The sequence below is a fragment of the Ruegeria sp. HKCCA5929 genome (assembly GCF_013034525.1).
GTDB lineage: Bacteria > Pseudomonadota > Alphaproteobacteria > Rhodobacterales > Rhodobacteraceae > Ruegeria.
Window position 1 is genome coordinate 85693 of the sequence record NZ_WQGE01000004.1, and the last position, 18982, is coordinate 104674.

Sequence of the window (18982 nt, forward strand, 5' to 3'; positions counted from 1 at the left end):
TAACAACTATGTCTGTGCAGGGAACCATCCTTGTCCTCGACGGGGTAGCAACCAATCGCATCATGCTGAAAGTTCAGCTGACAGCGGCTTGGTATCACGTAGTCCAAGGTGAAAAGCTTGAAGGGCTGTTGTCGCTTGTGCGTCGCACTCAGCCTGATCTTGTTCTGACAGCTCAGACCTTGCCAGATGGAACAGCTGCGGATGTCAAAAAGGTGACCAAGACCGTTCCCGGGCTTGAAGATGTACCAGTTGTTGTACTTGCCGCACAAAACGACAGGGATGCGCGGCTGCGTGCCTTGCAGGATGGGTTGGACGATGTGCTGACGCATCCTTTCAAGGATACCTTGCTGTTGGCGCGCATCCGAAGCTTGTTGCGTGCCCATGCTGCCACTCAAGACCTTCAGGTCAGCAACGGTTCGCAGCCGATCGGGTTCGGGGAACCGGCACCAAGCGTTATCCGCCCGCCAAAAGCCGCGAAAGTTCATATTCTGACACATGCCGCGCAAACCGGCGTCATGTGGCACAAGGCGCTCAACGATCAGCGTCAGTTTTCTTTGTCCTGGCACCTGCAATCGAACCTTCAAAGCGTCTTGTCTGGCGCTGTCCCGGACGCCATCGTTGTCGAATTGGGCGCTCATCCGTCAGATCTGAATATTCTGGCTGATCTTAGATCGCGTAACGTCACGCGAAACACGGTGTTGATCGGTGTGCTTAAGGACGACAATGCCGTTCAGGCTTCAGAGGCATTGGATCGAGGTGCCGACGCCGTTTGCCTGGATGGATTCTGCGCGCAGGAAATCCTGCTTCGGCTGGACAATCAAATCGCGCGCAAAGCCCGGCTGGATCACATGCGTGTATCTCTGAAAAAGGGACTGGCGGACTCGTGGATCGACCCGTTGACCGGGCTGCATAATCGCCGGTTTGCTATGCGAGCGCTGGACCAGATCGCACGCGAATCTGCGCGAACTGGAAGCAGTTTTGCTGTCATGCTGGCTGACCTCGACCATTTCAAAGCTATCAACGACGACCACGGTCACGCGAGTGGCGATCTCGTGCTGAAGCAGGCGGCAGAACGTATGCGTGGTGCCCTTGGCACCAACGGATTTGTCGCCCGTATCGGTGGAGAAGAGTTCATGATAGGCGTGCCAAATGTAACACCCAAACAAGCGATGCGGCTCGCTGAATCCCTCTGTGACAGCATTTGCAGTGCGCCGTTTCAGCTCTTGGATCAGGGACCGCAAGTCAACGTGACAGTCAGCGTCGGGATGAAAATGTCCCAAGGCCCGTTCCCCGACCAAGAAAGTCCCACGCCACATATTGAGAACCTGATTAAGTCCGCTGACACCGCACTTTATGCGGCAAAAAAAGCCGGTCGCAATCAGGTGAGCGTCCGGCAAAACGCAGCTTAAAACCTATTAGTCCTTTTTCTTGTGTTTATGCGGACCGCGTTCGACAATGTCCTGCAATCGATCTGCATACGCCTGTCTGTCCTGATCGCTCATGGCGGTAACGCGCGCCAACCATTGCGTTTGCAAAGCCTCTTGCAATGCAGCCGTTGCCTGTGCCTGCTGTAGCAACAGCACTTCAACGGCACCCGGATCAAAGGGTACGGTGCGCAAAGCCTGGCTCATCGCCTCAAAATCCTGTTTGCGACCACTGGTCCCTTTTTTGTGCAGCCCCGACAACTCACCCCGCATCGCTTTGCGATCATCTTTTGGCAACGCTCGGTACAGGGCCGGGCCAAATCCCGGCGGTGCCTTGGCGTGATCCCCGCCTTTCAGACGCAACACAGTGCCTACAGCAACGCCAACGATCAACAGATTCAGAGCCAGAGACACAACCAGGACAACGGGCATCCACCGGCGTTTGGGTTTGGGATCAGCGTTCATTCCGTGGTCTCCAGAAAACTCGTGTCATAGCCAAGGTCGGCCACAAGAAAGGCCGTCTCTTGCGTTGTCAGCAGGTTGGCAGGATCGGGCAAAAAGGCAGGCGCGGAAAACCCGATCCAGACACCGGCCGCACTGGCCGCAACAAGGCCACTCAACCCCTGCCAGCCACCCAGATTGCGCACCAGCCTGTCCCACAACGCAGGCCCCGGTTGTGGCGCGGATTTCATGCGGCCCAAGCGCACCGCCTCGGCATCCGTTTGGATGCGCACGGCCAGATCGTCTGGCAAGGCCGGCCGTTGGTGCCGCGCTTGAGCAAACAAATGATCCAGTTCCAGATCGTTATTCGCCATTGTCATACCCCAGTTCTTCGCGCCGTCCCGCCAGAATGGCGGCCAGGCTTCGTTTGCCACGCGCTGTCAGACTTTCCACCGCTTCCACGGAAACGCCCATGATCCCGGCGATTTCGGGGTTGGGCAATTCTTCAATATGGCGCAGCACCACCGCTTGTCGCTGCCGTTCGGGCAATTCGGCCAAGGCGATCTGCAACGCGTCCTTGCGAGCCTCGTCCTGCATCCGGTCAACCACACTGGCTTGACCATCTTCAGGCTCGGGAACATCCGACAGCCTGTCGGGTGTCTTCTTGCGCCGGATGTCCACACACAGGTTCAGCGTCACCCGGTAAAGCCAGGTCGAGACTTTGGCCTGACCCGACACCCAATCCGGTGCCATTTGCCACAGCCGCATCATCGCCTCTTGCGTCACATCTTCCGCCTCGGTCCGATTGCCCAACATGCGCAACGCGACCGAGTAACACCGTGGCCCAAGTCGGTCAGTAAGCACCCGCGCGGCCTCGGCATTGCCATCGGCAAAGCGCCCCAGCAACGCATCGTCGCTGAGGCTGCCCGCGCTGCACATCGCTTCGCGGGCATCTTGTGGGTGGGAGGTCAGATCCTCCATCCTGCATCAGCTATCGTCTGCGTCCGAATTGTGATGCTTTTTCTTGTGGTGTCGCCCCATCTTGTCTTTGGCATCGGCAAATTCCTGTTCCGAGATTCCGCCACTGTTATCCGCGTCCATCCGATCAAACATCTTGTCAGCCCGGCGGGGTTTCGGCAACTCGTCCTGGCTCAGAAACCCGTCTTTGTTCGCATCATTCTTTTCGAACATCTTGGCGACGCGGTCACTTGCCTTTTTCTGTGCAGCGGCTTGCATCTCGTCAAGGCTCAGCTGGCCATCACCGTTGGTATCCGCTTGCGTGAAACGCGCGGTGCGGTGGGCCTCCATCTCTTGCTGCGTCACCTGACCGTCGCCATCGGCGTCGAGTTCCTGAAAGGATACAGGCTCGCGCCCACCTTTTCCGGCAGCCAGAACAGATGTGCCTGTAACGGCAACTGCGGACAAAACAATGGCCGTGATGAATGTCGCGTTTTTCATTTCGGTTTTCCCTTGTTGACGCGGCCCCAGTGCCGCTGCTCATATCAATTCAAACGCGGGGCAGCGGAAATTCCGTCGCAGAAAAGTGGGTTTTATTGAGAATGGAATCAGAAGAGTTTTCGGCGCATCGGGTACTGAGCGTTGCAAAGCGACGCACCCCCCTTTCAAATCCGCCCGATCAGGCGCATTATCGCCCAAAGATTAATGCGCGAGTTATATTATGACGGATCAGACGATCGACACCGCGACCGACACAGAGCGTGAAACATGGCCCGCCCTTGTCAAAGGGTTTCGGTGCAAGTGCCCCAACTGTGGTGAGGGCAAGCTGTTGCACAGCTATCTCAAGGTCAATGACAGCTGCTCGAATTGCGGGCAAGAGCTGTTTCATCACCGCGCCGATGACGGGCCGGCTTATCTGACCATCCTTCTTGTTGGTCACCTGCTGGCACCTGCTTTGCACGTGTCCTACGTTCATTGGCGGCCAGACCCCTGGACCATGGCCATCGGTTTCTCAATCGGCTGCGTTGCTCTGTCGCTGTACCTGTTGCCCCGTTTGAAAGGCGCCGTTGTCGCGTATCAGTGGGCCCGGCGTATGCACGGTTTCGGAACGTCCAAGTGAACCCAACCGGCCGCGTGGCGCAGATATGACAGAAGACAAGACCGCCATCCGTGACGCCGCTACTGTCATCGTTTTGCGGGACAGATGGACCAACCCGTCGATCCTTATGGGGCAACGCGGCTCCAAAGCCGTGTTCATGCCGAACAAGTTTGTGTTCCCTGGCGGTGCCGTTGATCCAGCGGATTCAGAAGTGCCCCTTGCGACCAAGCTGCCCGATCTGTGCCGTGACCGTTTGGCAGAACAGGCCGAGTCCGGGTTGCAACATGCGTTGGCCGCCGCTGCCATTCGAGAACTCTGGGAAGAAACCGGGCTTGTTCTGGGCCAGCCGGGTGCGTGGCCAGGTCATGCACCTGACGATTGGCAGAGTTTTTCGGCCATGGGATTTGTGCCGTCTGCAGCTGCGTTGCAATTCGTTTTCCGCGCTGTAACTCCGCCCGGTCGCCCTCGTCGTTTTGACGCCCGGTTCTTTTTGGTCGACGCGGAAGCCTTGCAAGGTGATCTGGACGATTTCAGTCGCGCCTCAGACGAGCTGTCGCATCTGCAATGGGTGCAACTTGACCGCGCGCGAGATTTGGACCTGCCTTTCATAACCGAGGTTGTTCTTGCCGAAGTAGCGGCCCGGGTTACATCCCCCGAGCCTCCAGTGTCCGTTCCGTTCTACAAGAATGACGAAGAAGCCAACCTGTTCCTGCGCCTCAGGGGTTACCCGATGCCGGAACACGACTGAAGGCACCGGATCACCGCATCCGGCTGACAACCACTGTTACTTCGGGCTTCTTACCGATTTCCGCTTTCGCGGTCTGCCGAACGATCCGGCGCATCTCGTCTTCCAGCTTGTCGTCATCGCGTAGTGTTTTGGCTGCGGCCCGCATCAGGAACTGGTTCAGGTCCTCTTCCAGAACCTCCACCAAAGCGGCGCGCGAAGTTCCGATCTCGGGGAGGCCCATGGTATCGCACCAAGGTTCACCCAGCGGTTCGTCTTCCTCGTCCAAGACCACAGTGACCGTGACATGGCCGTTCAATGCCATGCGGATACGATCCCGCACAACGCCGTCCAACGCGCCGATCTTGACCGACCCGTCCAAATAGGTGCGCCCGGTTTCAACATAGTCGACAACAGCCGGGGCGTTACCGCTGAGATCCAACATGGTACCGTTCACTGCCAGCACACCGCTTCTGCCGCCTTGCTCGGCCAGTTTGACGTGCTCGCGCAGATGACGGTGTTCACCGTGCATCGGGATCACGACTTGCGGATCGATCAGCGCGTGGACCTTCTCAAGATCAGGCCGGTTGGCATGCCCTGAAACGTGATAGAGACCCGAGCTGTCATCCACCACATCGACGCCCTTTTCGCTGAGCTGGTTCATGATGAAGATCACGCCCCGCTCGTTGCCCGGAATGGTTTTCGAGGAAAACAGGAACAGGTCACCTTCGGCCAGTTCGAGACCCCGGTACTTGCCACGGGCCAGTTGGGCGCTGGCGGCACGGCGCTCGCCCTGGCTGCCGGTTACGATCAGCATCAGATTTTGGCGCGGAAGATCCAACGCCTCTTCCGCGCTGATCACCTTTGGGAAATCCGACAGGATGCCGGTTTCGGTTGCGGCCTCGATCATTCGGCGCATGGCGCGGCCCAACAGAACAACCGACCGCCCTGCCCGCTGACCCGCTTCGGCCAGTGTTTTGACCCGCGCAACGTTTGAGGCAAACGTGGTCGCCACGACCATGCCTTCGGCGTTTTCGACCAGTTTGGTGATTTCCGGCCCAACTTCGGATTCCGAACGGCCCGGATGGGCCGAGAAAACGTTTGTGCTGTCGCAGACCAACGCCTTGACGCCGGGTTTGGCGACCTCAGCCCACAAGTCTGGATCAAAAGCCTCACCCACGACAGGCTGCGCATCCAGTTTGAAATCACCCGAATGCACGACCCGTCCCGCAGGCGTATCGATGACCAACGCCGCGCTTTCGGGGATCGAGTGCGATACAGGTAGAAATCCAACCGTGAATGGCCCGACCGAGACCTGTTCAGGCCAGGCGGATACGGTTGTTACGGCCTCGGTTGGGTGCGCGTGTTCTTCCATCTTGCGGCGCGCGATATTGGCCGTGAACGCGCGGGCATAAATCGGCGCACCCAAGGCTTCATAGCAATGCGCCACCGCGCCAACATGATCCTCATGCGCGTGGGTGATAAAAACGCCGTCCAGCTGGTCTGCACGCTCTTTCAACCACGAAATATCCGCATAGATCAGGTCAACACCGGGTGTTGTGTCCATGTCCGGAAAGGTGACACCCAAATCAACAAGGATCAGGCGCTCCTGTCCGGGTTTACCATAGCCATACACATAGGCATTCATGCCAATTTCACCCGCGCCACCCAGCGGCAGGTAGATCAATCTTTCACTGCTCATTCGGAGCCATTATCCTTGTTATAGCGATGGATCACGGTCAAACCGTGCATCGTCAGATCATCTTCGATTGCGTCGAACCCTACGTCGGCCTGATCGAACAAAGGGGCCAGTCCACCAGTACCCACAACTTTCATCGGCATTCCGTATTCGGTTTTGATCCGGGCGATCAGCCCTTCGATCAGGCCGGAATAGCCCCAATACACGCCCGATTGGATACATCCAACCGTATTCGTCCCGATCACTTTATCCGGCCGGGTAATGTCGATATGCGGAAGCGCAGCCGCCCCCTGGTGCAGAGCTTCAAGGCTGAGGTTCACACCAGGCGCGATAATGCCCCCGACATAAGCCCCATCGGCGGCAACAACGTCAAAGTTTGTTGCTGTGCCAAAATCCACCACGACCACATTGCCACCGTGACGATCAAACGCGCCCACTGCGTTGGCCAACCGGTCAGGCCCAGGTACCGTGCCTTCATCAACACGAGGGGGCACGGGTAACAGACAATCCGGCTTACCCACCACCAGCGGCCGGCATCCAAAAAATCGATCCGCGAAGATACGCAGGTTAAACACAACACGCGGCACTGTTGAGGCGATGATGACATCCGTTATGACCGCTTCGATGCCATAGTGTTTCACTAGCGTCGAATACCAGGTGAAATATGCGTCTGCCGTACGCGCATGGTGGGTCGACGTGCGTAAGGTGCACAGAAACTTCTCGCCGTCCCAGATCGAGAAAACGGTATTGGTGTTGCCGCAATCAATGGCCAGAAGCATTTAACGCCCCTTTCAAAAATACACGTCTGCCGCAGGAATGCTCACGCGGCCTTTGGCGGTGTTTAAGACAAGGTTGCCGCTTGCGTCTACTGTTTCGAAGGTTCCAACCGTCTCTGACGTTCCGGTACGTGCGGTGATGACCTCTCCCAACCGCGCCGCGCGGGCCAGCCACGCGGTGCGGATCGGTTCGAACCCGTAGGTGACGAATTGGGTTTCATACCTGGCATAAGCTGCGGCCAGTTCGGTTAGGAAATCTTCGGGCGAGACATTTGAACCGGTTTCCGACAGCAATGAAACGGGCCGCATCGCACCAGGTTCGACCGCATCCGCGTCAGGTGCATTGGCTAGGTTCACACCGATGCCGATCGCCAGATGCGCAACACCTTGCCCTTGCCCGGTGCTTTCCAGCAAGATACCGGCCAGCTTACCCCCGTTCAGCAGAACATCATTGGGCCATTTCAGCGACAGCCCGGCCGTTCTTCCGGTCACAGCAACACAGGCGTCGAACAAGGCCAATGCGGCCACAAAGCTGCGTAGCGCTGCCTGTTCCGGCGCACCTTGCGGGCGCATCAGCAACGTCGCGGCCAGATTGCCCATGGGATTGGCCCAGACCCGGCCCCGCCGTCCGCGCGCCGCCGTTTGGTGATGTGCCATAATCCAAACGGGACCTCGGGCAGTGGGTGCAATCCGCGCTGCCTCATTGAGTGTGCTATCGACTTCCTGCAGCTCGTGCAGTCCATAGCCTTGGGGCCATTTGGTCATATCAAAAAGGCCCGGTCACGCGACCGAGCCCCTCCTTCTGAGTGTTCAAAACCTTCAGTTGACAAGCGTCGCTGCCGCAGCTGCCGCCGCGCCCTCGACACCAAACTGATAAAAGATACCGATCAGCATCAAGGCGGCCGAGCCCATCAAGGCGACCCACAACACCGGCGTCGACCGGGTTTCAATCGGGTCCTCGTTTTCAGCACCGAAATACATGTAGAACACGATCCGCAAGTAATAGAAGGCACCGATGACGGACGCGATGGCCGAGACGATCACAAGGCCGGTCAGACCCGCGCTGACACCTGCTTGCCAAACGCCAAATTTCGCAAAGAAACCCAGCATCGGTGGAACACCGGCCAGCGAGAACATCAGGATCAGAACGGCAAGGGCTTTGCCCGGATCGCGCTTGGAATATTGGCGCAGGGCGTCAATATCGGTGATCGGTTTGCCGTCCCGTTCCATCATCAGGATGAAGGCAAAGGTTCCGATGTTCATGGTCACGTAGATGGCCAGATACATCAGCATCGCTTTGATGCCCAACTCGGTACCTGCCGCCAGACCGATCAGAGCATACCCCATATGGGCAATCGACGAGAACGCCATCAGACGTTTGATGTCCCGCTGACCAATCGCGGCGACAGCACCCAGCAGCATCGACAGAACCGAAAGCAGGACGATCACCTGTTGCCAGTCTTTCACAATGCCGCCAAACGCGTCATGCATCAGTCGCGCAAAAAGGGCCATAGCAGCCACTTTCGGCGCGGTGGCGAAAAAGGCAGTGATCGGCGTTGGCGAGCCTTCGTACACGTCCGGTGTCCACATGTGGAATGGCACGGCCGAGACTTTGAAGGCCAGACCAGAGATCAGGAAGATCAGACCAAACAGCAGGCCAATCGAAACTTCTCCGGCCTGAACGGTTGTGATGATGCCTGAAAAGAGCGTTGTTCCAGTAAAGCCATAGACCAGCGACGCACCATAAAGCAGCAAGCCTGAGCTGAGCGCACCCAGCACGAAATACTTCAGACCGGCCTCGGTCGATTTCGCACTGTCACGGCGCAATGCCGCGACAACATAGAGCGACAGCGACTGCAGCTCGAGCCCCATGTAAAGCGACATCAGATCGCCCGCGCTAACCATCATCATCATGCCAACAGCGGCTAGTGCGACCAGCAGCGGATACTCAAAACGCAGCAAGTCGCGGCGCGCCATGTAATCCTGGCTCATGACCAGAACGGCACCTGCCGAAAGCAGGATCGCAATCTTGGCGAAACGGGCGAACCCGTCATCGACGAACATGCCATTGAAGGCCACGTTGGTCCCCTCGCCTTGTGTGGCGATCCAGATCGCCAGAAGGGCCATCAGACCAGCTGTGGTCCAGACCAACAAAGGTGCCATGCCGTCTTTCGTCGTATAGACAGCCCCCAAGAGCGCCGCCATCGCGTAGAGCGCCAGAATGATTTCCGGCAGGATAATTGTCAGATCAGCCTGGATCATGTCTCCAAAGCTCCCTTAGTGCGAGGCGGCCGTCTGGGTCGCAGCTTCAGCTGCGGCCAGAGCCGTGTCATAGTTCGAAATCAGCGCGGCGGTGGATTGCCCGATTACATCCGTTACCAGCGACGGGTAAACGCCCAGAAGGATGGTCATCACAATCAGTGGGGCAAAGATCAGACGTTCGCGCGAGCTCATGTCGGTCATCGCCTTCAGGCTTTCCTTGATCAGGTCGCCAAAGACCACGCGGCGGTACAGCCACAGCGCATAACCGGCCGAAAAGATCACACCGGTCGCAGCCACAGCCGTCACCCAAGTATTGACCTGGAACGCGCCCATCAGGGTCAGGAATTCCCCGATGAACCCGGAAGTGCCCGGCAAGCCGACATTGGCCATGGTGAACAGCATGAAGACCAGCGCATAAGCAGGCATCCGAATGACCAGACCGCCATAAGCCTCGATATCGCGGGTGTGCATCCGGTCGTAGATCACGCCGACACACAGGAAGAGCGCCGCCGAGATGAACCCGTGGCTCAACATCTGGAAGATCGCGCCGTCGATACCCTGCTGGTTTGCCGCAAAGATGCCCATGGTCACAAAGCCCATATGCGCGACCGACGAGTAAGCGATCAGCTTCTTCATGTCCTCTTGCACTAACGCCACCAGCGAGGTGTAGACAACCGCAATCGCAGACATCCAAAGCACCAGATCGGTCATCACCGCCGAACCTACGGGGAACATCGGCAGGCTGAACCGCAGGAAGCCATAGCCACCCATTTTCAACAAGATCGCCGCCAGAACAACCGAACCCGCGGTCGGCGCTTGAACGTGCGCATCGGGCAACCAGGTGTGCACCGGCCACATCGGCATCTTCACTGCGAAAGAGGCAAAGAAGGCCAGGAACATCAAAGTCTGCATACCGCCGACAACATAGATGCCCAGCACGCTGACGCTTTCCGATGAGAATTGGTGGCTCATCAGCGCCTCAATATCCGTGGTGCCCGCATCTGCGTACATCGCCACCATCGCCACCAGCATCAGCACCGAGCCGAGGAAGGTGTAGAGGAAGAACTTGAAGCTGGCGTAGATGCGGTCTTTACCGCCCCAGATGCCGATGATCAGAAACATTGGGATCAGGCCAGCCTCGAAGAACAGGTAAAACAGCACCAGATCCAGCGCCATGAACACGCCCAGCATCAGGGTTTCCAGCAGCAGGAACGCCACCATGTATTCCTTGACGCGGTCGGTCACGTTCCAACTGGCCAGAATGGTCAGAGGCATGATGAAGGTGGTCAACAGCACGAACAGAACGCTGATGCCATCCACACCCATTTTGTACTTGAGACCCATCAACCACTCACCCTCTTCCACCATCTGGAAGCCGGGGTTCGAGGGATCAAAGCCGGTATAGATGCCGATCGACACCAGGAAGGTCACGGTTGTCGCCAGTAGCGCAATCCACTTGGCATTGCGTTGGGCCGCAGCGTCATCCCCATGCAGGAACAGCGCCAGAATACCTGCTGCAATCGCCGGGATGAACGTAACGATGGAAAGGATATTGTCCATTAGTTGGCCCCTCCGCCGATAGACATCCACGTTACAAGGGCTGCGATGCCCAGCACCATCCAGAAGGCATAGGTAAAGATGTACCCGGTCTGCGCCTTGCCTGCGAGGCGGGTAAAGAAGGGAACAACGCCCATTGCTACTCCGTTCAGGAAGCCATCAATTGTGTTTCCATCGCCGCGCTTCCACAGGAACCGGCCAAGGGCGATGGTGGGTTTGACAAAGATAACGTTGTAGATCTCGTCAAAGTACCACTTGTTCTTGAGGAACAGGTACAGCGGGCGCTGGTTCTCGGCCAACCGCGCGGGCAGCGTCGTGTTCACGATGTAGAACCAATAGGCCACGATAAAGCCCAGCACCATCGCGACAAAGGGCGAGACCTTAACCCATTTCGGAGCGGCGTGCGCATCGTCCAACACGTGGTTGTCCGGTGCCATATACAGCGCGCCCTCGCCCGGTTCGCCGACAAAGGCATAGTGGTGATCACCACCATGAGCAGCTTTGTCACCGTGGCCGTCGTCTGCATGGCCCTCATCCGCATGTGTTTCAGCGCCATGACCATCATCCGCATGACCGTCATCCGAATGTGCGGCATCGTCATGCTCTTCGGCTTTGCCATGATCGCCGGCCTCTGCGTGCTCAGACGCTTCGGCAACAGGGATGCCATAGAACTTGCCGACCTTGTCGGCGTGGCCAAAGAAATTGCCGTACCAGATCATCCCGGCAAAAACCGCGCCCAGTGACAGAACGCCCAGCGGCACCAGCATGACCATCGGGCTTTCATGCGCGTGATCATGCGTATGTTTGTCGCCACGCGGCTCACCGTAGAAGGTCAGGAAGATCAGACGCCAGCTGTAGAACGAGGTGAACGCAGCCGCCACAACCAGCAACCAGAAGCCATAGCCCGAGCCACCCGCATAAGCGCTCTCAATAATGGCATCCTTGGACAGGAACCCTGCAAAACCAAACGTGGTCAACGGAATACCAACGCCAGTGATGGCCAGCGTCCCGATCATCATCGCCAAGAAGGTATAGGGGATCTTCTTACGCAGTCCGCCGTATTCAGTCATCTCCTGCTCGTGATGCATGGCGTGGATCACTGACCCGGCACCAAGGAACAACAGGGCTTTGAAGAAGGCGTGTGTGAACAGATGGAACATCGCCGCCGAGTACATGCCCACACCAGCAGCCACGAACATGTATCCAAGCTGAGAACAGGTCGAATACGCAATCACGCGCTTGATGTCGGTTTGCACCAGCCCCACGGTGGCCGCAAAGAACGCGGTGGACGCGCCCAGTACCGTGATAAAGCCGGTTGCGCCCGGCGCAAACTCCATCAGCGGCGACATACGGCAGACCAGGAAGACACCCGCCGTCACCATGGTTGCAGCGTGGATCAGGGCCGACACAGGCGTCGGGCCTTCCATCGCGTCCGGCAACCAGGTGTGCAGGATCAACTGAGCCGATTTACCCATCGCGCCGATGAACAGCAGCACACAGATGACTTCAATTGCAGTCCACTCGCCCCACAGGAAGTGCAACTTTTCTTCGGCCAGCGCCGGGGCGGACGCAAAGATGTCCGAGAAATTGATGCTATCGGTCAGGAAGAAGATCGCGAAGATCCCCAACGCAAAGCCGAAGTCACCCACCCGGTTCACGATGAACGCTTTCATCGCCGCCGCATTGGCCGAAGATTTGCGATAGTAGAAGCCGATCAACAGGTACGAGGCGACACCCACGCCTTCCCAGCCAAAGAACATCTGCACCAGATTGTCCGCTGTCACCAGCATCAGCATGGCGAAGGTGAAGAAGGACAGATAGGCAAAGAAACGCGGCTTATAGCTTTCGCCCTCACGCCACTGCGGGTCGTGATCCATGTAGCCGAAGGAATAGAGGTGCACGAGCGCCGAAACGGTTGTCACCACGATCAGCATGATCGCGGTCAGACGGTCCAGTCGAATAGCCCAGCTTGTCGACAACGAGCCGCTTTCGATCCAGCGCATGATCTCAATCTGCTGGGTCACCCCATCAAATGTGAAGAAAACGATCCACGACAGCAGACAGGCCAGAAACAGCAGACCGGTGGACGTCCACATGGCGGCTTTCTCGCCAATGAACTTCCAGCCAAAGCCGCAGATCAGCGCGCCCACGAGCGGGGCAAAGAGGATGGTGGTTTCCATAGTTCTCTTAGCCCTTCATCATATTGACGTCTTCAACCGCGATCGTGCCACGGTTACGGAAGAAGCAGACCAGAATGGCCAGACCAATCGCCGCCTCGGCCGCAGCAACGGTCAGCACGAACAACGTAAACACTTGCCCGACCAGATCGCCGAGGAAACTGGAAAACGCCACGAGGTTGATATTCACCGCCAGCAGCATCAGTTCGATGCTCATCAGCAGGATGATGACGTTCTTGCGGTTCAGGAAGAGACCGAAGATGCCGATGACGAACAGCGTCGCCGCGACCGTAAGATAGTGTTCAAGTCCGATCATCGTCTCAAAGTCCCTGCCCCGGTTTCACGTCCTTCAACTCCATCGCCTTGGCCGGGTCGCGCATCATCTGGCCGACAATGTCCTGACGCTTGATGTCCTGACGGTGGCGCAATGTCAGCACGATGGCGCCGATCATGGCCACCAGCAAGATCAGGCCCGCCAGTTGGAACAGAAGGAAATATTGATCATAAAGGATGACACCCAACGCCTCGGTGTTGTGGCGGTCCGCTGGAACTGGCTGGGCCAGATTGGCCGCCGCACCCTGCGCGCTGTCCCAAGCGCCAAAGGCCATGACGAACTGCATCAGGATGACCAGACCGATCAACAGGGCCAGCGGCATATAGCGCGCCATCTCGGCCTTGAGCTCGGCAAAGTCCACGTCCAGCATCATCACTACGAACAGGAACAGAACCGCGACCGCGCCTACATAGACGATGATCAGCAGCATTGCCACAAACTCGGCCCCCAGCAGCACGAACAGCCCCGCCGCCGACAGGAAGGACAGGATCAGCCACAGCACCGAGTGCACTGGCTGGCGGCTGATCACCGTGAACAGCCCGCCGGTGATGGCGCTGATGGCAAACAGATAGAAGGCAAAGACGGTCATTGATCCTCATCCTCGTTGCCGCCCATGACCTCTTGCGCCAGATCCAGCGCGCGGGTCATGGCCGGGATGCCGGCAAAGACCGACATCTGACCGATCGTTTCCACGATCTCTTGTTTCTTGGCACCCGCTTCCAGCGCGTGGCGCACAGTTTGGCGCACGGCACTATCCGCTTGCGCGCCCTGACAGGTCAGCCCGGCCAGCGTCAACAGCAGGCGGGTTTTGGCATCCAGCCCGTCTTTGTTGACGGTGTTGCCGAACATCATCTCCATGACCTCTTTAGGCATGGTCGGCCACAGCGCTTCGAACCCCTTGGGCGAAAAGCTTTCCATCGCCGGGTTCATCGCCTTGGCCATGTCCTGAGCCTGCTTCATCATCAGCTCGAACGGATTTGTCGGGCTGTCAGTCATCGATACGGCGCGTCCATTTCCAGATTGCGGGCGATCTCGGCCTCCCAGCGTTCGCCGTTATCCAGCAGTTTTTCCTTGTCATAGAACAACTCTTCGCGGGTTTCAGTCGCGAATTCGAAATTCGGGCCTTCGACGATGGCATCAACCGGGCATGCCTCTTGGCAGAAGCCGCAATAGATGCATTTGGTCATGTCGATGTCGTAACGTGTTGTACGGCGGCTGCCGTCTTCGCGCGGCTCGGCGTCGATGGTGATGGCTTGCGCGGGACAAACCGCTTCACACAGTTTGCAAGCGATGCAGCGTTCTTCACCGTTGGGATAACGACGCAGAGCGTGTTCCCCACGGAATCGCGGCGACAAAGGGCCCTTTTCGTGCGGATAGTTCACAGTGGCCTTCGGAGCGAAAAAGTACTTGAGCCCCAGTTTCATACCGACCCAGAAGTCCTGTAGCAGAAAGTACTTGGCGGCGCGGGTGTAGTCGATTTGAGTCATAGAGAGCTAACCTTCTGATCATATCGCGTTCCACCGGCATTGGAGTAGTCACGCCAGTGCGTCTCGTAGTCACTTTGAAGAACCGTGTCCATGAGAGCCGCTTCGGAACCGCGCTGGATTTCATAATACAAATAGACCTGCCCATCCGGGAGGGCATCGCCCAGGTCGATCCGTTGTTCTCCATCCGCCGGATCTTGTAGATCCAAAATCGCCTGGTGAAAGGCACGGCTGCGTTGAATCGCCTGGCACGTGTTGACCACGCAGCCCGCGTTCCGACGCCAGAACGAATAGACCAGTTCCGGATTGAACTGATACATCCCATGCCCGGCCCAGCCGTTCAGGCCATTCACCGAGATGAAATGCCCGCCGGGCTTCAGCATGTGAAACACGTTTTCCAACGCAACGGGGACGTTAAACACATGCTCAATCGTTCCGCCGTCGAAGATGAAATCGAATTGACCCGCAAGTTCTTTCGGAATGGGGCGATTTAGGTCCTGAAGGATCGTTGCGCCTTCATGGTCCGAGAAATCCATAGTTTCGACTTCACCGAACCCCAGCTTGCGAAAGAACGTCTCGCTGTAGCCATCCGACTGCTGAAGGTCTTCCAACTGAATATGGTCCAGCCCCTCTCGGCGCAGTTTGCGCTGAAAGATTCTGGGCGGCCGCAGGCGAACAAATTCCTGACGGCCCAGCATCAATGAACGGCCTTCCACAGAGTGCCGTGTCGAAAACTCGACAAGCTTGGAGAAGACTGTGAAATCGATACCCAACGCGTTAGCCCCCTGTGCTCCAACGGGCGAACGCACCCCAGAACCAGTCGAACTTTGCCGCGAAGGCCACAAAGACCACCCAGGCCAGCGAGAACGGCAGGAAGACTTTCCAACCCAACCGCATCAACTGGTCATAGCGGTAGCGTGGCGTGATCGCCTTGACCATTGCGAAGAGGAAGAAGAAGAACGCCATCTTCGCGACCATCCACAGCACGCCATCGGGCAGGCCCGGGATCGGTGACAGCCAGCCGCCGAAGAACAGCAGCGTGGTCAGCGCGCACATCAGGAAGATCGCGATGTATTCACCAGCCATGAACAGAAGGAAGGGTGTGGCAGAGTATTCAACCTGGTAACCGGCGACCAGTTCAGATTCCGCTTCAGGAAGGTCGAAGGGTGGCCGGTTGGTTTCAGCCAACGCCGAAATGAAGAACAGGAACACCATCGGGAAGTGCGGCAGCCAGTACCAACTGAAGAAGCCGAACGAGCCGTCCTGCGCGCGCACAATGTCACCAAAGTTCATCGACCCGGTCGAGATGATCACACCGATGATGATCAGGCCGATCGAAACCTCGTACGAAATCATTTGCGCAGCAGAGCGCAAAGACCCAAGGAACGGGTACTTTGAGTTCGACGCCCAACCGCCCATGATCACGCCATAAACTTCCAGCGAAGACACAGCGAAAACATAGAGAATGGCGACGTTGATGTCTGACAGAACCCAGCCGTCGTTGAACGGGATCACTGCCCAGGCGATCATCGCCAGTACAAAAGAGGTGAGCGGTGCAAGGATAAAGACGGTCCTGTCTGCCCCCGCCGGGATGACGACCTCTTTGACCACATATTTCAATGCATCGGCCACCGATTGCAGCAAGCCGTACGCGCCAACCACGTTCGGTCCGCGACGCATCTGGACAGCGGCCCAGATCTTGCGGTCGCCGTAAACAAGGAACAACAGCGAGATCATCACGAACGCAACAACTGCAAGCACTTGCGCCAGAATGATGATGGCTATTCCGCCTGGGGTGTTAAAGAAATCAGCCATTGGTCCTCACACCGTGGGTATTCCGTTTTCCGCGCGCGATGCAAAGGCCAGGTGCCTGCGCAAAGTGCGACTGGGTCGGCGCGTTGGTGTAAACAGCATCTGCCGCTTCAGCGCCACCCTTAATCTTCAGTTTCACACACAAATCCAGCGCGGCGAACTGCCACCCGGCAGCCGCCTTTGCTTGTGATATGAAACGGTTCCGGCTCATTCTGCCGCGATCTTTCCGGTCTGACGTGCCTGCGCCTGTGCCGAAAGCTCGGCCATCAGTTGCGACGCACGGGCAATCGGGTTGGTCAGATAGAAATCCTTGACCGCATTGCGGAACGTGGCCTGACCCAGCGGCGCTGCGTCGAGCGGTTGAACCTCATTCTCGATCACCTCATCGATCCGGGCCAGATGCGGCACAGCTTCAATGAGTGCGGTTCGCAATTGCGCCAGTGAGTCGAATGGAAGTTTCGCGCCCAACTCGGCCGACAATGCCCGCAGAATGGCCCAGTTTTCCTTAGCTTCGCCCGGCGCAAAACCGGCACGCATCGCCAGTTGCGGGCGTCCTTCAGTGTTCACGAACAAACCGTTTTCTTCGGTATAGGCCGCGCCCGGCAAGATCACGTCGGCGCGGTGAGCGCCACGGTCTCCGTGGCTGCCCTGGTAGATAACAAACGCGCCTTCGCCGATCTCGACCTCATCGGCACCGAGATTGTAAATCACGTCGGCAGCGTTGACGGCATCCATGCCACCTTCGTTGGTCGCATCTACATCCATCGCACCCACGCGCGAGGCCGCAGTGTGCAGTACCAAAAGCCTGCTTTCGGTATTGGCTGCAATGGTTTGCGCGGACGCCAATACTGCAGCACCATCCGCTTCTTGCAGGGCACCCTGCCCCACGATCACCAGCGAGGGTTTGCCCTTGATGGCGTCGTCACGCCCCCTGTCGACGACCTTCTGCAAGGCCGCGCGATCATCGCCCATGTGATGGTAGTCATAGGTCAGATCTACTGCGGGACCGACCAGAGCCACCTCGGCACCATGCGCCCAGGCTTTGCGGATCCGCGCGTTCAGTACCGGAGCCTCATCACGCGGATTGGTCCCGATCAGCAGAATGCGTTCGGCCGAGTCTATGTCTTCAATCGTAGCGGTTCCGACATAAGCCCCGCGGTTGCCAGCAGGCAACTTGGCACCATCCGTGCGGCATTCGACAACACCGCCCTGCCCTTCGATCATCTGCTTCAAAGCAAAGGTCGCCTCGACCGAGGCCAGATCGCCCACGATCCCAGCAGGTTTTTCGGCGCCCTTCAGCGCCTCAGCAGCTTTGGTCAGCGCCTCGGGCCATGAAGCCGGGCGCAACTTGCCGTTTTCGCGAATGTAGGGCTTGTCCAAGCGCTGACGACGCAGGCCATCCCAGACAAAGCGGGTTTTGTCGCTGATCCACTCTTCATTCACGCCATCATGGTTGCGCGGCAGGAAGCGCATCACTTCGCGCCCTTTGGTGTCCACGCGGATGTTCGAACCAAGGGCGTCCATGACGTCTATGCTCTCGGTCTTGGTCAGTTCCCATGGGCGAGCGGTAAAGGCGTAAGGTTTCGACGTCAGTGCGCCCACCGGGCACAAGTCGATGATATTGCCCTGCAGGTTCGACTGCAGTGTTTCGTTCAGGTACGAGGTGATCTCGGCATCCTCGCCCCGCCCGGTCTGACCCATCTGCGTGATCCCGGCGACCTCGGTCGTGAAACGCACGCAGCGGGTGCAGCTAATGCAACGCGTCATTGCCGTGCCAACCAGCGGGCCAAGATCCAGATCATCGACTGCGCGCTTCGCTTCTTTGAAACGCGAGCCCGAGACACCATAAGCCATGGCCTGATCCTGAAGGTCACACTCTCCGCCTTGGTCGCAAATCGGACAATCCAGCGGGTGGTTGATCAGTAGAAACTCCATCACCCCTTCACGGGCCTTTTTGACCATGGGCGAGTTTGTCTTGACGACCGGAGGCTGACCTTCCGGCCCCGGGCGCAGGTCGCGTACCTGCATCGCGCACGAAGCCGCTGGTTTGGGCGGGCCGCCCACAACCTCAACCAGGCACATCCGGCAGTTCCCGGCGATCGACAAACGTTCATGATAACAAAAACGCGGCACTTCTACCCCGGCTTGCTCACAAGCCTGGATCAGGGTCATCGCGCCTTCGACTTCGATTTCCTGCCCGTCGATATTGATCTTGCGGAGGTCAGACATGATTTCG

The 18982-nt window shown here is 57.9% G+C and carries 20 protein-coding genes; 3 read left to right on the forward strand and 17 right to left on the reverse strand.

Annotated elements, in window-relative coordinates; translation table 11 throughout:
- Positions 1 to 8: 8 nt before the first annotated feature.
- A complete protein-coding gene (locus GOV90_RS11445; RefSeq protein ID WP_171092132.1) occupies positions 9 to 1409 on the forward strand; it encodes a diguanylate cyclase in 1401 nt (466 codons plus the stop codon).
- 6 nt (positions 1410 to 1415) lie between these two features.
- Here the strand turns inward: GOV90_RS11445 and GOV90_RS11450 are convergent, their stop codons facing one another.
- From GOV90_RS11450 to GOV90_RS11465, 4 genes are read right to left on the reverse strand one after another with little or no spacing between them, the layout of a single operon-like run.
- Positions 1416 to 1889, reverse strand: a complete 474-nt coding sequence (locus tag GOV90_RS11450) for a periplasmic heavy metal sensor (RefSeq protein WP_171092134.1) — start codon at positions 1887 to 1889, stop codon at positions 1416 to 1418.
- Positions 1886 to 2239, reverse strand: a complete 354-nt coding sequence (locus GOV90_RS11455) for a hypothetical protein (protein WP_254429057.1) — start codon at positions 2237 to 2239, stop codon at positions 1886 to 1888. The genes GOV90_RS11450 and GOV90_RS11455 overlap by 4 nt, the downstream gene beginning before the upstream one ends.
- The gene (locus GOV90_RS11460; RefSeq protein WP_171092138.1) at positions 2229 to 2846 is read right to left on the reverse strand and encodes an RNA polymerase sigma factor; all 618 of its coding nucleotides are present in this window, start codon (positions 2844 to 2846) and stop codon (positions 2229 to 2231) included. The genes GOV90_RS11455 and GOV90_RS11460 overlap by 11 nt, the downstream gene beginning before the upstream one ends.
- A 6-nt stretch (positions 2847 to 2852) precedes the next feature.
- Entirely contained in the window at positions 2853 to 3323 is a 471-nt protein-coding gene (locus tag GOV90_RS11465) for an EF-hand domain-containing protein (protein WP_171092140.1), read from the reverse strand.
- Positions 3324 to 3543: 220 nt separating this feature from the next.
- On the opposite strand from GOV90_RS11465, the gene GOV90_RS11470 reads away from it, so the two are divergent.
- Together GOV90_RS11470 and GOV90_RS11475 are read left to right on the forward strand one after the other, a co-directional pair.
- Positions 3544 to 3942 carry a DUF983 domain-containing protein gene (locus GOV90_RS11470; RefSeq protein ID WP_171092142.1) on the forward strand — a complete coding sequence of 133 codons (399 nt, stop codon included), beginning with the start codon at positions 3544 to 3546 and terminating at the stop codon, positions 3940 to 3942.
- Positions 3943 to 3967: 25 nt separating this feature from the next.
- Positions 3968 to 4669 carry an NUDIX hydrolase gene (locus GOV90_RS11475; RefSeq protein WP_171092144.1) on the forward strand — a complete coding sequence of 234 codons (702 nt, stop codon included), beginning with the start codon at positions 3968 to 3970 and terminating at the stop codon, positions 4667 to 4669.
- Positions 4670 to 4679: 10 nt separating this feature from the next.
- Here GOV90_RS11475 and GOV90_RS11480 read toward each other — a convergent pair whose 3' ends face one another.
- From GOV90_RS11480 to nuoG, 13 genes are all read right to left on the reverse strand, one after another.
- Positions 4680 to 6347 (reverse strand): ribonuclease J, encoded by a 1668-nt coding sequence (locus tag GOV90_RS11480; protein ID WP_171092146.1) that lies wholly within the window; start codon positions 6345 to 6347, stop codon positions 4680 to 4682.
- Positions 6344 to 7123 (reverse strand): type III pantothenate kinase, encoded by a 780-nt coding sequence (locus GOV90_RS11485; protein ID WP_171092148.1) that lies wholly within the window; start codon positions 7121 to 7123, stop codon positions 6344 to 6346. The genes GOV90_RS11480 and GOV90_RS11485 overlap by 4 nt, the downstream gene beginning before the upstream one ends.
- A 12-nt stretch (positions 7124 to 7135) precedes the next feature.
- On the reverse strand, positions 7136 to 7885 hold the full coding sequence (locus GOV90_RS11490) for a biotin--[acetyl-CoA-carboxylase] ligase (protein ID WP_171092150.1): 750 nt from the start codon (positions 7883 to 7885) through the stop codon (positions 7136 to 7138).
- Positions 7886 to 7939: 54 nt separating this feature from the next.
- A complete protein-coding gene (gene nuoN, locus GOV90_RS11495) occupies positions 7940 to 9382 on the reverse strand; it encodes an NADH-quinone oxidoreductase subunit NuoN (RefSeq protein WP_171092152.1) in 1443 nt (480 codons plus the stop codon).
- Between the two features lie 15 nt (positions 9383 to 9397).
- A complete protein-coding gene (locus GOV90_RS11500; RefSeq protein ID WP_171092154.1) occupies positions 9398 to 10942 on the reverse strand; it encodes an NADH-quinone oxidoreductase subunit M in 1545 nt (514 codons plus the stop codon).
- A complete protein-coding gene (gene nuoL, locus GOV90_RS11505) occupies positions 10942 to 13119 on the reverse strand; it encodes an NADH-quinone oxidoreductase subunit L (protein ID WP_171092156.1) in 2178 nt (725 codons plus the stop codon). The genes GOV90_RS11500 and nuoL overlap by 1 nt, the downstream gene beginning before the upstream one ends.
- A 7-nt stretch (positions 13120 to 13126) precedes the next feature.
- Positions 13127 to 13432: an NADH-quinone oxidoreductase subunit NuoK gene (nuoK, locus tag GOV90_RS11510; protein ID WP_005984024.1), complete on the reverse strand. Its 306-nt coding sequence runs from the start codon at positions 13430 to 13432 to the stop codon at positions 13127 to 13129.
- 4 nt (positions 13433 to 13436) lie between these two features.
- Positions 13437 to 14039: an NADH-quinone oxidoreductase subunit J gene (locus GOV90_RS11515; RefSeq protein WP_170615376.1), complete on the reverse strand. Its 603-nt coding sequence runs from the start codon at positions 14037 to 14039 to the stop codon at positions 13437 to 13439.
- Positions 14036 to 14446, reverse strand: a complete 411-nt coding sequence (locus GOV90_RS11520) for a carboxymuconolactone decarboxylase family protein (RefSeq protein WP_171092158.1) — start codon at positions 14444 to 14446, stop codon at positions 14036 to 14038. The genes GOV90_RS11515 and GOV90_RS11520 overlap by 4 nt, the downstream gene beginning before the upstream one ends.
- A complete protein-coding gene (nuoI, locus tag GOV90_RS11525) occupies positions 14443 to 14937 on the reverse strand; it encodes an NADH-quinone oxidoreductase subunit NuoI (protein WP_170331439.1) in 495 nt (164 codons plus the stop codon). The genes GOV90_RS11520 and nuoI overlap by 4 nt, the downstream gene beginning before the upstream one ends.
- Positions 14934 to 15707: a class I SAM-dependent methyltransferase gene (locus tag GOV90_RS11530; protein ID WP_171105705.1), complete on the reverse strand. Its 774-nt coding sequence runs from the start codon at positions 15705 to 15707 to the stop codon at positions 14934 to 14936. Before GOV90_RS11530 ends, nuoI begins: the two co-directional genes overlap by 4 nt.
- 4 nt (positions 15708 to 15711) lie before the next feature.
- The gene (gene nuoH / locus GOV90_RS11535; RefSeq protein ID WP_171092162.1) at positions 15712 to 16749 is read right to left on the reverse strand and encodes an NADH-quinone oxidoreductase subunit NuoH; all 1038 of its coding nucleotides are present in this window, start codon (positions 16747 to 16749) and stop codon (positions 15712 to 15714) included.
- 204 nt (positions 16750 to 16953) lie between these two features.
- Complete coding sequence (nuoG, locus tag GOV90_RS11540; protein ID WP_171092166.1) at positions 16954 to 18975, reverse strand: NADH-quinone oxidoreductase subunit NuoG; 2022 nt, start codon at positions 18973 to 18975, stop codon at positions 16954 to 16956.
- Positions 18976 to 18982 lie beyond the last annotated feature (7 nt).

Excerpts from the sequence above, each read along its gene's own strand:
- nuoG (WP_171092166.1), bottom strand. The coding sequence starts at position 18,975 with ATGTCTGACCTCCGCAAGATCAATATCGACGGGCAGGAAATCGAAGTC.
- GOV90_RS11500 (WP_171092154.1), bottom strand. The coding sequence starts at position 10,942 with ATGGACAATATCCTTTCCATCGTTACGTTCATCCCGGCGATTGCAGCA.
- GOV90_RS11520 (WP_171092158.1), bottom strand. The coding sequence starts at position 14,446 with ATGACTGACAGCCCGACAAATCCGTTCGAGCTGATGATGAAGCAGGCT.
- GOV90_RS11465 (WP_171092140.1), bottom strand. The coding sequence starts at position 3,323 with ATGAAAAACGCGACATTCATCACGGCCATTGTTTTGTCCGCAGTTGCC.
- GOV90_RS11485 (WP_171092148.1), bottom strand. The coding sequence starts at position 7,123 with ATGCTTCTGGCCATTGATTGCGGCAACACCAATACCGTTTTCTCGATC.
- GOV90_RS11515 (WP_170615376.1), bottom strand. The coding sequence starts at position 14,039 with ATGACCGTCTTTGCCTTCTATCTGTTTGCCATCAGCGCCATCACCGGC.
- nuoK (WP_005984024.1), bottom strand. The coding sequence starts at position 13,432 with ATGATCGGACTTGAACACTATCTTACGGTCGCGGCGACGCTGTTCGTC.
- nuoI (WP_170331439.1), bottom strand. The coding sequence starts at position 14,937 with ATGACTCAAATCGACTACACCCGCGCCGCCAAGTACTTTCTGCTACAG.
- GOV90_RS11490 (WP_171092150.1), bottom strand. The coding sequence starts at position 7,885 with ATGACCAAATGGCCCCAAGGCTATGGACTGCACGAGCTGCAGGAAGTC.
- GOV90_RS11445 (WP_171092132.1), top strand. The coding sequence starts at position 9 with ATGTCTGTGCAGGGAACCATCCTTGTCCTCGACGGGGTAGCAACCAAT.
- GOV90_RS11455 (WP_254429057.1), bottom strand. The coding sequence starts at position 2,239 with ATGGCGAATAACGATCTGGAACTGGATCATTTGTTTGCTCAAGCGCGG.
- nuoH (WP_171092162.1), bottom strand. The coding sequence starts at position 16,749 with ATGGCTGATTTCTTTAACACCCCAGGCGGAATAGCCATCATCATTCTG.
- nuoL (WP_171092156.1), bottom strand. The coding sequence starts at position 13,119 with ATGGAAACCACCATCCTCTTTGCCCCGCTCGTGGGCGCGCTGATCTGC.
- nuoN (WP_171092152.1), bottom strand. The coding sequence starts at position 9,382 with ATGATCCAGGCTGATCTGACAATTATCCTGCCGGAAATCATTCTGGCG.
- GOV90_RS11450 (WP_171092134.1), bottom strand. The coding sequence starts at position 1,889 with ATGAACGCTGATCCCAAACCCAAACGCCGGTGGATGCCCGTTGTCCTG.
- GOV90_RS11480 (WP_171092146.1), bottom strand. The coding sequence starts at position 6,347 with ATGAGCAGTGAAAGATTGATCTACCTGCCGCTGGGTGGCGCGGGTGAA.
- GOV90_RS11460 (WP_171092138.1), bottom strand. The coding sequence starts at position 2,846 with ATGGAGGATCTGACCTCCCACCCACAAGATGCCCGCGAAGCGATGTGC.
- GOV90_RS11475 (WP_171092144.1), top strand. The coding sequence starts at position 3,968 with ATGACAGAAGACAAGACCGCCATCCGTGACGCCGCTACTGTCATCGTT.
- GOV90_RS11470 (WP_171092142.1), top strand. The coding sequence starts at position 3,544 with ATGACGGATCAGACGATCGACACCGCGACCGACACAGAGCGTGAAACA.